The sequence below is a fragment of the Murimonas intestini genome, from assembly GCF_024622195.1.
Lineage (GTDB): Bacteria > Bacillota > Clostridia > Lachnospirales > Lachnospiraceae > Murimonas > Murimonas intestini.
This window is the reverse complement of record NZ_JANKBI010000005.1, coordinates 251,111-265,606: the sequence shown is the minus strand read 5'-3', so window position 1 is coordinate 265,606 and position 14,496 is coordinate 251,111. Positions and strand designations below refer to the sequence as shown.

The following is a 14,496-nucleotide window of genomic DNA, read 5'->3' as shown; positions in this document are numbered from 1 at the left end:
CTATTTTTGCGATTAAATAGCTGCAGAAAAAATCAAAAAAGAAAAGCCGGTAAGGCGCATGTTTATAAGGAGGACAATTCAAAATGGCTAAAGCTAAATTTGAAAGAAACAAACCGCATTGTAACATTGGTACCATCGGACACGTTGACCATGGTAAAACTACTTTAACAGCAGCTATCACAAAGACTCTTGCTGCAAGGGTTGAAGGTAACGCAGCTGTTGATTTCGAAAATATCGATAAAGCTCCGGAAGAAAGAGAGCGTGGTATCACAATCTCTACAGCTCACGTTGAGTATGAAACAGACAACAGACATTACGCACACGTTGACTGCCCAGGGCATGCTGACTATGTAAAGAACATGATCACAGGTGCTGCTCAGATGGACGGCGCAATCCTCGTTGTTGCTGCTACAGATGGTGTTATGGCTCAGACAAAAGAGCATATCCTTCTTTCCCGTCAGGTAGGTGTTCCTTACATCGTTGTATTCATGAACAAATGTGATATGGTAGATGACGAAGAACTTCTTGAACTGGTTGATATGGAAATCCGTGAACTCCTCAGCGAGTACGAATTCCCGGGAGATGACACTCCGATCATCCAGGGTTCTGCTCTGAAAGCTCTTGAAGATCCGAACAGCGAATGGGGCGACAAGATCATGGAACTTATGGCAGCTGTTGACAGCTGGATCCCAGATCCGAAGCGTGCAGTTGATCAGCCGTTCCTGATGCCTGTAGAGGATGTATTCACAATCACAGGCCGTGGTACAGTTGCTACTGGTAGAGTAGAGCGTGGTGTTCTTCATATCAACGAAGAAGTTGAAATCGTTGGTATCAAAGAAGAAACACGTAAGACAGTTGTAACAGGTATCGAAATGTTCCGTAAGTTACTGGATGAGGCTCAGGCTGGTGATAACATCGGTGCTCTGCTTCGTGGTGTTCAGAGAACAGAAATCGAAAGAGGACAGGTTCTTGCTAAACCAGGTTCAGTTACATGCCACAAAAAATTTACAGCTCAGGTTTACGTTCTGACAAAAGATGAAGGTGGACGTCATACTCCTTTCTTCAACAACTACAGACCTCAGTTCTACTTCCGTACAACTGACGTAACTGGTGTTGTAAATCTTCCGGAAGGCACAGAAATGTGCATGCCTGGTGACAACGTAGAAATGACAATCGAACTGATCCATCCGATCGCTATGGAGCAGGGTCTTACATTCGCTATCCGTGAAGGTGGACGTACTGTTGGATCAGGCCGTGTTGCTACAATCATCGAGTAATCACTGACTGCAGATAAAATTATATAAATCGGTATCTGATGATACCATTGTGTCCAAGCGTAAGATGCCCCGGAACCGAAAGGTTTCCGGGGTTTTTCTGTTGTTTAGGAAAATCCGGATTGAATAAGCTTAAACTTGTAACAATTGTGAGTTAATGCTACAATAAATGAGACGGAGGAATACCCCAGATTAAATCAATAATATGAAGGAGAACGGATATGAAAAAGGGATTATTTTTAGTTGGGCTGATAACTGCTGCCCTAAGTATGCCTCTTATGGCAAATGCCAGCGGCGAGTCAGTAAAAATTGGAGATGTGGAAAACTCGTTCTGGATTTCCGGCACGAATATGCTGCGTGTGCAGGGGGAGTCAGGATTTTATGTGGCGGCAATGGACGGAGCTGCTTTGACGGAAGATATCTATGGAAGCAATTTTGAATATTCTAAAGGATATATTACTGCAATTGAAGCTTCAGAGGAGATCAATACAAGCGGCATATTAAATATGGAAGGCAAAGTGATGGTTCCTTTTCAGTATGCTGATATCAAGGTATTAAATAATAACTGGATCGTGGCATTTGTTCTTGAGGAAGCTACTGCTTCACAATATGATTATAGTTCCTGGTGGAACAAGGATCAGTTCTATCTGATAAAAACAGCGGATGTCTATTATGTAGACGGAGGCAGCGGAAATAATGTTGCATCCCTAACAAGAGATCAATACCTTGATGCAAGTGCGAATGGACAATATATTAATATACAGGACCGTACCACAAATGTCATCAGTACATATGATCGTGAGTTTAACCAGGTAGCTACAGATCTTAAATATATCAGCGATATTTCTGTTGAGACGCGTAATCTGATACCATACAAGGAAAATGGCCAGAATGGTTTGAAAGATGCGGATGGAAATGTAGTGATGGAACCAGCCTTCAGTTATATTAATGATTTTGTTCGGGGGTATGCTGAGGTATCTACAGGCGAGAAGAACGGTTTGATTGATGAGCTGGGAAATGTTGTTATTCCGGCAGAATATGATAAGATAAAGAAGGCATATTATCTGCCGTCGGATGCTGAGTATGATACTAGAGGATATAATGCAAATGGATATTTTGCAGTCGTACTTGACAAAAAGCTCGGGTTTGTAGATGTAAACGGCAATGTGACATGTGAACCAAAATATTCTGAAGATGCATTGGAAGTATATGGATCGGCGGCTATCATGGTAGATCCTGAGGGTAAGAGGCATCTGATTGCGGGGGATGGGGTTGAGACTATCCTTGAAGACTATGAAAGTGTTTATCCATTGGACTTTTCTGGGGGCAGATACTATAAAGTAAGAGATGCACAGTCTAAATTAGGAATGATCGACTGGCATGGAAATGTCATCTTCCCCTGTGAATATGACTCAATGGCTCTCTCTGGTGATGGGAAATATCTCCTGGCAGGCGTTGACTATAATAAAGGAGAGATTTACCAGCTTAACTATGAGACGGCAGAGGAAGGCCAGTCTGAACCGGCGGCAGTGAACCCGGCGGAAACAGAGGCTTCCACAGAGAAAACAGATGAGGCGGTCTCAGAGGTTTCTACAGGGGCGGCTGCTGAAGCGGCTTCAGAAGCTTCAGGGGCAGCGAAAGAGCCAGTTACAGAGTTTTTAGGAAATTCAGCTGAAGAACCCGCAACAGAGATCAGTACCCAGGCAGCTGCTCTTTTGGATAATGCTGTTACTTTATTAAATGATGATTTTGAAGCAAACCGTGAAGCGGCAGCTGCCCTTATCAAAAGTGCGGCCGGACTTCTGGGAGAGGACAAGGAGTCTGCAGTATCACTTTTGAACAGTGCAGTGACACTGCTTGGAACAGAGGGAACAGATGCAGGCGGAGTATTGACATTAGTCTCAAGTGCGAAAGATATGCTCTAGAAGCTGAGCAAAACATTGAATGAAATAGTGAAAGTCAACAGATAAGGAAAAGGATATCCTGAAAATGCCGGAAATGGCTTGAGGGATATCTTTTTTCTTGTTTGGACTATCTTTTTATAAGAATGGTTCGTTATACTGATTGAAGCTATGCGGATATTTTACATTATTAATGCAGGAATTCGAATTGAATGCCGAATTTTTATTAATTATAATTAAACTATATAAAACAACTAAACTTATATAATGTGAATTAAGTGTACAAATATGACTAATGTGCAACACCATATTTACATTATGGATACCCGCATTAAACTGCCATAGTGAATAGAAGGGGGGAAAATTAAAAATTACATATCTGTAAGGGCTGCAAAAATATACAGGATATTGTGCGGGAATATATATGAGAAATCAGAGAAAGTAAAGCGGAAGATGAGAATTGCTGAATAGGAGGGTTTTACATGAAACGGAAAATTATAACTATGTTATTATTAATTAGTATGACATGTACTGTATTGATCAGCAGCGGTTCTGCTGCAAGGGCAGCTGATGATGCAGCAGCGGATACAGGAGCAACTGAGACAGATGCCGCAGAGGATGAAAATTCCTTAGATGCAGAGGAATTGACTTTGGAAGAACTGAAGGAGTCATTTGCTCTGACAGTGGAAACTTCGGGGTTATCTGGTGAAGAGCTTTATGAGAAAGGCAAACAGTACGAAGAAGGTGACGGTGTGGCCCAGTGGTATGCTATGTCCATGGCTTACTATGAGGCAGCCGTAAACGCAGGCAATGAAGATGCCGTTGCTGCTGTTGAGGGTCTGAATGCAGATAAGGAAACAATGATGGACAACAGCCCTGATGGACAAGGTGATATCTTTGAGTTTTTCAGGACAGGAGTTACAGCAGGGCAGGCAGGAGAATATGAAAAGGCTTATGCCATCTTTTATGATGACGCTTTCTTTTTTGAAGATCCTCTTTATAGAGGGATAGGGAGTCTGGGTGACTTGCTCCGGGATGGTACAGGGGTGGAACAGGATGTGGAAAAAGCCGTAACCATCTATGAATTTAATGCAAAAGTGCTTGGCAAGGGAAATGGTTACACCAGCCTGGGACTGCTTTATGAAGCTGAAACTGGAACTTATCCAGGTATAGAGAAGAGCATTGATAAAGCTATTGAATATTTCCTGCTTTCCTATCAGGACAAGCAGCTTAAAGAGACTGATTTTAAGGGACCCAGATATGCAGCTGACTACTTTGATACGGGCTACAGCCATGATGACGGTACAAAGGAGGAGCCAGATTATATGAAGGCTGAGGAGGGGTACATAATTGCCTCAGAGGGGAATGGAAGAACATTTGACGGTACGGCATGCTATAAGCTGGGTACATATTATGAAGAGGGGCGGGAAGGTGTGGCCCAGGATTATGAAAAAGCCGCAGAATATTATCAAAAAGCAGTTTCTGATCCCAATGTGCATGCCACTATGCTTGGAATACCGCAAACATATCTGACCCTTGGCCGTTTTTATGAAAATGGTCTTGGAGTAGAGAAGGATCTGGATATGGCAGTATCCTACTATAAAACAGCCCTGGAAGCGGCTCAGGAAAATTTGGAGCTGGTAAATGCGGCAGGTAATGAGGCGGCACAGAGTGTATATGATGAGGCTGCAGCTGATCTTGAGAGGTTAGATGAATAAATTATTTTGAATCAGAGGTGAAAAACAGACGTTATAGGGACACTGCGAGAGCAGCGTCCCTTACCAGGTTATATATTTATTAACTCACACTTACAGGATACCGGTAAAACGCAAGCGGTGGCAGATATGTCACTGCCGAGACGGGCGGCGTGAAGGTAGGGACAGCCTGGCTGCAGAACGAAATCTCCAGATTTTCACCGGGTTTTCTCAGCAGCTTTATTATAATGGCGCCTGGCTCATCCTGGCTTGTGCAGGCATATCCAAGAGGCAGGCTGCCATGGCTGTCAGATAATGTAAATCCGCAGTCGGATGCATTTTTACGGTACATTACAAATCCATGCTCTGCATTGGAGAATGTGACTGTCACTTCGTCGTCTGCGGAGAGCACTGCACTTTGTATATCAGGCGCCTGGAAATCAGCAGTGCCGCAGAGCACATGTCCGCACAGCTTTGCCATGCGTTCGCCCAGGAGTACGTTTGAACCGGAATTATTGTGTACATCATCTGACAGGGAGCAGTTCAGGGTAGGCATTATGTAAATGCCGGGAGTGTCGGAAGCTGTTTTTCTGTGAACTTCACGCACAATGCCCCATCCTTCGTCAAAGACGGAAGAAAGCTCTCTGTTCGTCTGGAAGGTGAAGAAGGGGACCTGCCAGCCCAGGTCTGAGCGCACGTTAGATATGAACCTGCGGTATTTTTCTTCATATACTGCAGGAGCGTCATCGATTGTATCTGCACAGCCCTGGTACCAGAGGATACCGGCTATCCTGCCGCCGCATTCGCTGATCTTCCGGAGCATGTTCCGATACAGGGTTCCGGTGCCCTCCCTGTCCCAGAGGTCGATGGGTGAACCGCCTTTGGCAGCAGGGATCAGCCCCACCGGACAGCCGGAGAGCTTCTGAAAATTGCGGCCAAATGAGATAAACGGGGATGTGCCGGACACACGCAGCTCAGAATTGGCATTCTCATCACCGGCATCAGTGGATTCATTTAATGGATGGGCGGCCAGGTTCCATGAGCTGCAGTTCCTGTATACATGAACTCCCAACTGGGGTTCGTCATTTGCCCAGTCCTGCCCGAATCCGGAAGCATTAGACTGGCCTGCGATAACGAAGAGATTACCCACGCCGATGTGAAAACGTACATCTCCCCGGAACATCCAGACGTATACTCCATCTATGCTGGAAGAGTCCAGGCCTGTCTCGATCCTGTAAAGTCCTCCTGCCGGAAGCATCAGAGTTATCTGCCAGCGGCCCCGGAAGTTCTCCTTATCGGTAAGCTCATACTGCGCTGGCGTCCAGGGAATGACTTGTGAGTTGTCCTGCTCTCTGAGGACCCTGACTACAGGCACGGCATGGTCTACTCCCACATTTAAGGCAGCTTCGGGGACGGAAAAGCTGCCGCAAAGATCCAGGGAAGCCTTGCCGTCCTCCTGCTGCAGGATCTCCCAGTCTGAAGGTCCCTGTTCTAATAATACACCTATCATTTTATTCTCTCCTCCTAATAGTACACTTGAATCATTTTCTTACGGTCTGTGCAGTAAATGAACAGACCTGCTGAATAGTTGCTTAAATTCTATGATAATTCTACGATTATGGGAAGGAAAAGGCTATGGAGAATAATCAGAAGAATATGGAAAATTCAGATGATTTTTGCTTCAGATGATTGATATTTTAGAATTCTATATTATAATAGACTTATGTAACCCGTAATTTTAAGTGTGCAGGCCCGGATATCCGGTAAGCTGCATGAACACAGAAGGAGGATATAAGATGGCTGTTATGGATGGATGTGAATCAAAGTTCAGGACTCCGGTTCCGGAAGATATGACTTGTCCTGTATGTGGAAAGACGATTGAAGTGTTTACTGTAAAGGGCAGAGTAGTAGAAGAATCTAAGTGTGAGTGCGGATATGTGGTAGAGCCGCAAGAACCGGATTCACCAGTAGTAGAGAAAAAGGAGCCTTAAGTAAATGTTTATAACCCTGCATGAAAAAGACAGAGAGGCAATATTGGATTATGTGTCGGCGGAGCCGGAGATGAATCTGTTCTTCATAGGTGATGTTGAGAACTATGGTGTGGAGTCGGAAACGGTAAATCTTTACGCTAATATAGAAGATGGGAAATGGGACAGCCTTCTGCTGCGCTTCCATGAGTTTTATCTGCTGTACAGCCAGAATGAAGAATACAGCGCAGAGGCTGTGGCAGAATTTCTCAGAGACAGAGATGTTGACTGTATCAGCGGGAAGACTTCTCTTCTGAAAAAGATAGCGCCGTTTTATCCACAATGGAAGCTTGAGTCCACATATATGACAAGATGTGATGTGATTAATGGGGATTTAGAGGTTGGAGATTGTGGAAAAGTAAGGCGGCTGACAGCAGATGATGTGGAAAACACAATAGATCTGATCATGCAGATCGATGAATTTGCGGAGCATCAGAGGGGCAGGCGGGAAAAGAGCTGCCGGGAATTGGAAGAAGAGCTAAAAGCAGGCTGTATCGCTGTCGGGGCATTTGAAGATGGAAAGATGGTGTCTACTGCCCGTACCAGCGCCTCTAATTCTGAGAGTGCCATGATAACAGGAGTGGCTACTTTAAAGGAATACAGGGGAAAAGGGCTGGCCACGGAGACAGTGACTGCACTGTGCAGGGAGGCATTTGGCGAAGGTAAAAAGTTTCTCTGTCTTTTCTATGACAATCCTGCAGCAGGACGTATCTATAACCGCATAGGATTCAGGGAAACAGGCCAGTATGCCATGCTCAGGTGATGGAGTCAGGCATACTGCCATATGCTAAAACAGTAATTTCATACACATCATACGAAAACGGGGCCAGAAACGGCTCCGTTTTTTGGCCTTTCTATACGTTTCATTTTGACGCCCGGGGGGATAAAATTAGATCATAGACAGGTAAATCAAATCGTGGCATGGTGCGGCCGGGCAGAAGAATAGTTCCCGGCAGTATATGAAAGGGAGGTATATGTTATGGTATCAAGATTTATGGAAACAGCGGCAAACCGTGATTACTCGAAGGAATGGCAGTCTCCCGGAAGCTTTCCGTGGATATTCCAGCGGCCGAAGGCTCCTATAGAGGGCAGGCCCGTCAGTGTGAGGGAAAACTATGTCAGGTGTGTAAAAGGCGGACAGCCTTACTGGATGCCTGCATATTTCTATGAGACAAATACAGTTTGGCCGGATGCCATGGAAGAGCATCCTGTGCCTGAGGTGGACGGATATGACTGGTGGGGCGTATACTGGCATATGGTAAAAGGCATAGACGGCATGATCACGAAACCTGGTACTCGTACCATATCAGAGTTTGCTAACTGGAAGGAAGAACTGCAGTGGCCGGACCTCTCAGTTGTGGATTTTAAGACGGACGGAGAAAAGCTGCAGAAGCTTCTGGACCCAGACAGACCTCATATCTATGAATGTGTGGAGGGGATCTTTGAGCGGCTCCACGAGCTGATCCCGTTTGACGAATCCTTAATTGCCTTTTGCGAGGAACCGGAGCTGCTGGAGGAATTTTTCCAGAAGATGGCGGATTATAAGATCGAGAGCTGTGACAATATCTTTAAGTATTACGGCAGGGTAGACGGGGTGCTGTACCATGATGACTGGGGCACCCAGAGAAGCGGATTTTTCTCAAATGAGATGTTCAGGGAGCAGCTCATGCCTGCAACAAGCCGTTTTCTGAAATTTGTAAAGGATCAGGGGAAATTTATCGAGCTGCATTCCTGCGGGCGCAATATGCAGTATGTGCCTGAGATGATCGAAATGGGCATAGATATGTGGACACCCCAGCCAAACGCAAATGATGCAGATTATCTGTATGAGAATTACGGAGATAAGATGACCTTCTGCTTTCCTCTGAATATAGGAAAAGACTGGGATGAGAGTCAGATACGCGCAGCCGTCAGGGATTTTGTGGACCACTTTGGAGAAAAGGGACGCATTATGTGCTGGATCATGACAGAAGATATGGATCCTGCTAAAGACGAGGCAGCCAGGGATGAGCTGTACCACTACTCTCTTGAGTATTACAGCAGGCTTTACGGGCGGGATATCTGACCGCGGCCGGGTGTAAAGAAAGTTGGAAAATATCAGGGCTGCTGAGGCAGCCCTTTTGCCTCCTGCGGGAGGATGCGCAGAGCGCACTTTTGTTCAGATTTATAACAGCTGTTATGACAGATGATCATGCAGCAGACTGAGCAGCTTGTCGATCTGTATGGGTTTTGACAGATGGCCGTTCATGCCGCTTTCCAGGGATTTCCTGCTGTCCTCATCAAAGGCATTGGCTGTCATGGCGATAATGGGGATGGAGCGTGAGTCAGGACGCCCCATTGTGCGCAGGCGCTTTGCAGTTTCCATACCATCCAGGATGGGCATACGGATGTCCATAAGTATGGCATCGTAATAACCGGCTGGACGTTCCAGAAAACAGTCCAGCGCCTCCTGGCCGTTTCTGGCGCATTCTACAAGAAATCCATTCATCTCCAGAAGTGTCTGTGCGATCTCCATGTTCAGTTCATTATCCTCCACAAGCAGAATACGTTTTTCTGAAAATCCGGAGGAATCCGGGTCCGATACTTTTTTATTATCTTTTTCCGCCATCATTTCCCCATAGGGGAATGTCAGGGTAAAGTAGAATTCAGAACCTTTGCCCAGCTTGCTGCGGACCTGAAGCGTGCCGCCCATCATCTGCACCAGGCGGCTGGAGATGGACAGTCCAAGTCCTGTGCCTCCGTATTTGGCGGAGGTACTTTTTTCAGCCTGCTCAAAGGCATTAAAGATACCCTCTATTGCACTGTCTGCAATACCAATACCTGTGTCTGCTACAGAAAAATGAAGTGTCACTGTCTGTCCGTTCTCTTCAACCTGGCTGATCTGGAAGAGTATTTTTCCGCCTGTGTCCGTGAATTTGATTGCGTTGCCGATAATGTTGATCAGAACCTGCTCCAGCCGCAGTTCATCTGTTATAAGCGGCTGCTCTGATTTATAGCCGTTTTCCAGGATCAGGGAGATACCTTTTTGTTCTGCCTGGGGGCGCAGCATTCCGTCAAGAAATGCAATAAAAGCCTGGAAGTCGGTGCTGGCGGTATTCAGTTCCATCTTACCGCTCTCAATGCGGGACATATCCAGAATATCATTTATCAGGTTCAGCAGGTACTGGTTGGAAGTCTCTAGCTTGTCAAGGCATTCCAGCACCTTCTTCTTATCCCCGGCTACTGATTTGGCAATTGATGTCATACCTACGATTGCATTCATAGGAGTCCTGATCTCATGTGACATGCGTGATAAGAAGTCAGTTTTGGCCTGGCTGACAGTATCTGCACGCGCCTTCATGATAAAGGAAGGGATGATTTTATTAAGTTCCAGGAGAAGCGTGCGCTGTTCCTGTGTCCATATATAATCCTGCTGGCCAGTTTCAAAACAGAGAAGGCCGCTAAAGGAGCCCCGGTCCCAGATGGCGGCGGACAGGCAGGAACAAAATGGTGAGAATACTTCATCAGCACAGGCATTGCTGAGGCCGTCATTGTCGTATGAAGCCGCCGCCGATTCATACATTTCCCTTGATATATAGATTGTCTGCCCCATTTTCATATCGGCTTTTTTGCGCGCCCACTGGTAAGTAAAGCGGCTGCTTAAAAACTCCGGATCTATTTCCAAAAGTGATATCCTGTCAAGATGATAGGCTCTTCCAATACGTGTAAACAGCAGTGATATGGCATCATCCAGATTTTTGGCTTTTCCCAGGAGGTCAAGAGCGAAAGAAACAAGACTTTTGCCCCGCTCTGCATTTTCTTTATCTATTTCATTTACCTGATGGCTCTCTGTGTACAGATTAGTCAGCATTACGCCAAGTTCATTTGAGGTATCCAGGTAGCATGCAGCCTGCCCCCGGCAATTCTCTTTGACATATTTTAGAGTACTCTCAGCGCATCTGTAGAGGCCGCTGTATTCATTCACCACCTCAGTTGCACACATGCCGATGCTGACAGAGATAGTGAGCTCTTTCGCAGAAGGGGAGAGGATCTTCTGTACCTTATCAGCTATCCTGGGTCCTGTGACAGTTGCCTGGCATTTCCCGCAGTTTTTGATAAACAGCATGAATTCATCTCCGCCCAGCCGTATCTGTATATCTGAGGAGGAGGTCTCGCTGCACAGGATATCAGCCACCTCCTGCAGCACAGCATCTGCAAAGGCGGTCCCTTCTTCACGGTTCAGCTGTGTAAAATCGTCCATATCCAGAAGCATCAAAGTGCAGTCTTCAGCGGCAGGCTTACAGGACATATATTCCTGGACAAGGCGGGTTCCGGCATCCTTGTTCCAGAGCCCGGTGAGGGCGTCACGGGATTTTGCGGATTCCACCTGTTTGGAAAGCTGTCTGTTCTGAAGCTCTATCCTTTTTTTCATGTCTATATCTAAAAAGACACCCTGTATCAGCATTTCTCCGTCCGTGTCACGGATACTGCAGAATCGGCCAAGTACCCAGCAGGAGCTGCCGTCTTTTCTGAGTATACGGTATTCCGCGGGTGTGTCGTCAGAGGAAGCGTCCGGTGAAGTTAAGAGCGGGAGCATACGTTTATAATCATCAGCTGCGATCAGGGAAGAAACGTGCCAGTCCTTTTTTGACCAGAAGGATGCAGGATCATAACCCAGCAGCCCAATGGCCTCCGGATTGGCGCTTTTCATCTCCAGACGCAGTCCGGGACACAGTCTGAAATAGAGGATGCCGCACAGTACAGACTGAAAAAGTCTGTTATATTTTTTAGCCTCTAATTTACACCGCATGCAGCAGGGGCCAAAGTGGGATCGTATAAGTTTTGGGGGATTTACGGGTCTTGTAACCATATTTATGTTCTCCTTCTGCGATGCTGTGTTATGTTGTTATATGGCTTTACTATTAATTCAATCATATACCAGCTGAGTGAAAAAGACAAGGAAATATGCCAGGATCCGACAGGAGAAATTCCAGGAGGATCTTGGCATAAGAAAAGTAAAAATAGTATAAAAATTACAAAATATAGGCCTATATTATGCAGTTTCCACACCTATATTGACTATGCAATATTAAAAACCTATAATTAGTACAGCAGACAGGAAGATTTAGATGTCAGATTTCTTTTGACCAGAGTTTAAAGGGGCGGAGTCAGGCCGTTTGTCTTCAACAGAATAGCGTGAGGCATCAGCAGGCCATTTGTGGATCTCATGGAGCCTGCGGTATTTCAGGGGGGTGATCCCTGTATGCTTTTTGAATATCTTTTCAAAGTAGGTCACGGTCTCATAACCTGTTTCACGGGAGATCTCAGAGATATTCAGGCTGCTGTCTTCCAGCAGCTTCTGAGCCTGCCTGATCCTGGCTGTATTAATATATTCACTGACAGTAAAGCCGGTGACTTCCTTAAAAACTCTGCTCAGATAGCTCCTGCTGATATAGAAATGCTCTGCAAGCCCGCTCAGAGAAGAGACTGTGGCAAAATTAGCTGCGATGTAGGTGGCCACCTCATCCACTTTTGTATACTTATTATTTTTATAAATATTCATAGAGTGAAGGTAAGTAGGTTTTTTGAGAGGGCAGCGCATGGCACAGAGCAGGAGAGAGGAGAGCCGGGAGTAGACTGAGAGCCTGTAGCCGGTATCCTTATCCTTCAGGTCCTGGTGAATTCCTTCCAGCAGAGCTTCAATATAGGTCCTCCGGGCAGCATCCAGTTCCACAACACCTGTATGGGATCTGAAAAAATCGCTGAGAGTGACCTCCTGGGTGCAGTTAAAGAAGGTGGAGAAGGGCTCTGCCTGCAGTTCAATAAGGATCCTGTCGTGGTATGATGAATGGCTGACACCTGTATTATGTATGAGGTGCCGGTTTACGAAGACAAGGCTGCCTTCACGGACCAGGTAGGTCTGCTTTTCAATGAAATAATTGCGTTCACCCTCCAGGAGATAGTAGATCTCATAATTATCGTGGATGTGCTTTTCAGCCATATTGAATTCATAGTCGCGGATGACCCGGTCCATAACAAGACCGTTCATTTCCTCTTCATAGACGATCTGGCGCATAAGAAACCTCCCTGTCAGCAGGAATATAGATAGTTACGAAGAATTATACATCATTTTATTATTAAGTGAAAGAAAAAATCAGGAAAGCAGCACAGGAAAAAATAAAAAAGAAATAGAAAGGACATAAAAATATGAATTACAGCAATCAGAAGGTATCAGACGTACAGATCGCATACATAGGGGGCGGCTCAAGGGGATGGGCATGGACTTTTATGACAGATCTGGCTATGGAAGAAAAGATGAGCGGTGTTATCCGTCTGTATGACATTGATAAAGAAGCCGCCATGTACAATGAGGTAATAGGCAGCCGTGTGAGCGAAAGGCCGGATGCACCGGGAAAATGGGGGTATAGGACATGTTCCACCCTCAAAGAAGCGCTGGAGGGGACAGATTTTGTAGTGATCTCCATCCTGCCCGGAACCTTTGATGAGATGGAGGTTGATGTGCATATGCCCCAGCGTCTGGGAATCTGGCAGTCTGTGGGAGACACTGCCGGGCCTGGCGGCATCATGCGTGCCCTGAGGACGATCCCCATGTTTGTGGAAATAGCAGAGGCTGTCAGGGAGTATTCTCCCCAGGCATGGGTCATAAATTATACAAACCCCATGTCTCTGTGCGTCAAGACCCTTTACCATGTGTTTCCCCAGATAAAGGCCTTTGGGTGCTGTCATGAGGTATTTGGAACACAGAGCCTGTTAAAGGGGATAGCGGAGGAGGTTCTGGGATTTACAGATATAACGCGTCAGGATATCCATGTAAATGTACTGGGCATCAATCATTTTACCTGGTTTGATTATGCCTCCTGCAGAGGGACAGATCTGATTCCGGTCTTCCGCGAATATGCCCGCAGCCATTATGAGGAAGGATATAGTGAGGGTGATGATAACTGGGCAAATTCCAGCTTTGCATGTGCCCACAGAGTTAAATTTGACCTTATCAGAAGGTATGGGCTGATCGCGGCTGCAGGTGACAGGCATCTGGCAGAATTTATGCCGGGAGATGAGTACCTGAAGGATCCTGACACAGTTGAAAAGTGGAAATTCGCACTGACTACTGTGGAGTGGAGGAAAAAACATCTTGAAGAACTGCTGGACAAGAGCCGCAGGCTGTATGAGGGTGAAGAAGAAGTTGAGCTCAAGCCGACAGGAGAGGAAGGGATTCTGCTGATAAAGGCTCTCTGCGGGCTGGAGAGGGTGATAAGCAATGTCAATATCCCAAATACAGGACGGCAGATCTCAAACCTGCCGGAAACGGCTGTAGTGGAGACAAATGCTGTCTTTGAGAGGGATGCGATCCGCCCGGTCATTGCAGGAGCAATGCCGGATGATATAAAAGAACTGATCATGCCTCATGTCAGGAACCATGAATATACCCTGCAGGCGGCCCTGGCATGTGATAAGGAGCTGGTGGTAAAGGCCTTTATGAATGATCCGAATGTGGCCGCGCGCAGCTGCAGTGAGGCAGATATAAGAGCGCTGGCAGATGATATGATACGGGGAACGATTAATTATCTTCCTCAGGAGTGGAAAAAGGTGGTATAAATAA

The 14,496-nt window shown here is 46.1% G+C and carries 10 protein-coding genes; 7 read left to right on the top strand and 3 right to left on the bottom strand.

What is annotated here, in order from left to right:
• The first annotated feature begins 83 nt into the window (after nt 1-83).
• The 3 genes from tuf to NSB28_RS10745 all read left to right on the top strand — a co-directional run bounded on the left by tuf (nt 84) and on the right by NSB28_RS10745 (nt 4,893).
• Complete coding sequence (gene tuf / locus NSB28_RS10755; protein WP_109625228.1) at nt 84-1,277, top strand: elongation factor Tu; 1,194 nt, start codon at nt 84-86, stop codon at nt 1,275-1,277.
• 218 nt (nt 1,278-1,495) lie between these two features.
• Complete coding sequence (locus NSB28_RS10750; protein WP_109625227.1) at nt 1,496-3,199, top strand: WG repeat-containing protein; 1,704 nt, start codon at nt 1,496-1,498, stop codon at nt 3,197-3,199.
• A 458-nt stretch (nt 3,200-3,657) separates the two neighbouring features.
• Nucleotides 3,658-4,893, top strand: coding sequence for a tetratricopeptide repeat protein (locus tag NSB28_RS10745; protein ID WP_257497517.1), 1,236 nt, complete (start codon nt 3,658-3,660; stop codon nt 4,891-4,893).
• 79 nt (nt 4,894-4,972) lie between these two features.
• Here NSB28_RS10745 and NSB28_RS10740 read toward each other — a convergent pair whose 3' ends face one another.
• Entirely contained in the window at nt 4,973-6,379 is a 1,407-nt protein-coding gene (locus tag NSB28_RS10740; RefSeq protein ID WP_109625226.1) for a sialate O-acetylesterase, read from the bottom strand.
• Between the two features lie 286 nt (nt 6,380-6,665).
• Here NSB28_RS10740 and NSB28_RS10735 point away from each other — a divergent pair, with 286 nt between their 5' ends.
• The 3 genes from NSB28_RS10735 (at nt 6,666) to NSB28_RS10725 (ending at nt 8,961) form a co-directional block, all read left to right on the top strand.
• Nucleotides 6,666-6,860 (top strand): hypothetical protein, encoded by a 195-nt coding sequence (locus NSB28_RS10735; protein WP_109625225.1) that lies wholly within the window; start codon nt 6,666-6,668, stop codon nt 6,858-6,860.
• 4 nt (nt 6,861-6,864) lie between these two features.
• Entirely contained in the window at nt 6,865-7,659 is a 795-nt protein-coding gene (locus NSB28_RS10730) for a GNAT family N-acetyltransferase (protein WP_109625224.1), read from the top strand.
• A 216-nt stretch (nt 7,660-7,875) separates the two neighbouring features.
• Nucleotides 7,876-8,961 (top strand): uroporphyrinogen decarboxylase family protein, encoded by a 1,086-nt coding sequence (locus tag NSB28_RS10725; protein WP_109625223.1) that lies wholly within the window; start codon nt 7,876-7,878, stop codon nt 8,959-8,961.
• Nucleotides 8,962-9,072: 111 nt separating this feature from the next.
• Here the strand turns inward: NSB28_RS10725 and NSB28_RS10720 are convergent, their stop codons facing one another.
• Both NSB28_RS10720 and NSB28_RS10715 read right to left on the bottom strand, forming a co-directional pair.
• The gene (locus NSB28_RS10720) at nt 9,073-11,745 is read right to left on the bottom strand and encodes an ATP-binding protein (protein WP_109625222.1); all 2,673 of its coding nucleotides are present in this window, start codon (nt 11,743-11,745) and stop codon (nt 9,073-9,075) included.
• Nucleotides 11,746-12,000: 255 nt separating this feature from the next.
• Nucleotides 12,001-12,951, bottom strand: coding sequence for a helix-turn-helix transcriptional regulator (locus NSB28_RS10715; protein ID WP_109625221.1), 951 nt, complete (start codon nt 12,949-12,951; stop codon nt 12,001-12,003).
• 131 nt (nt 12,952-13,082) lie between these two features.
• Here NSB28_RS10715 and NSB28_RS10710 point away from each other — a divergent pair, with 131 nt between their 5' ends.
• Nucleotides 13,083-14,492, top strand: a complete 1,410-nt coding sequence (locus NSB28_RS10710) for a family 4 glycosyl hydrolase (protein ID WP_109625220.1) — start codon at nt 13,083-13,085, stop codon at nt 14,490-14,492.
• The last annotated feature ends 4 nt before the right edge of the window (nt 14,493-14,496 follow it).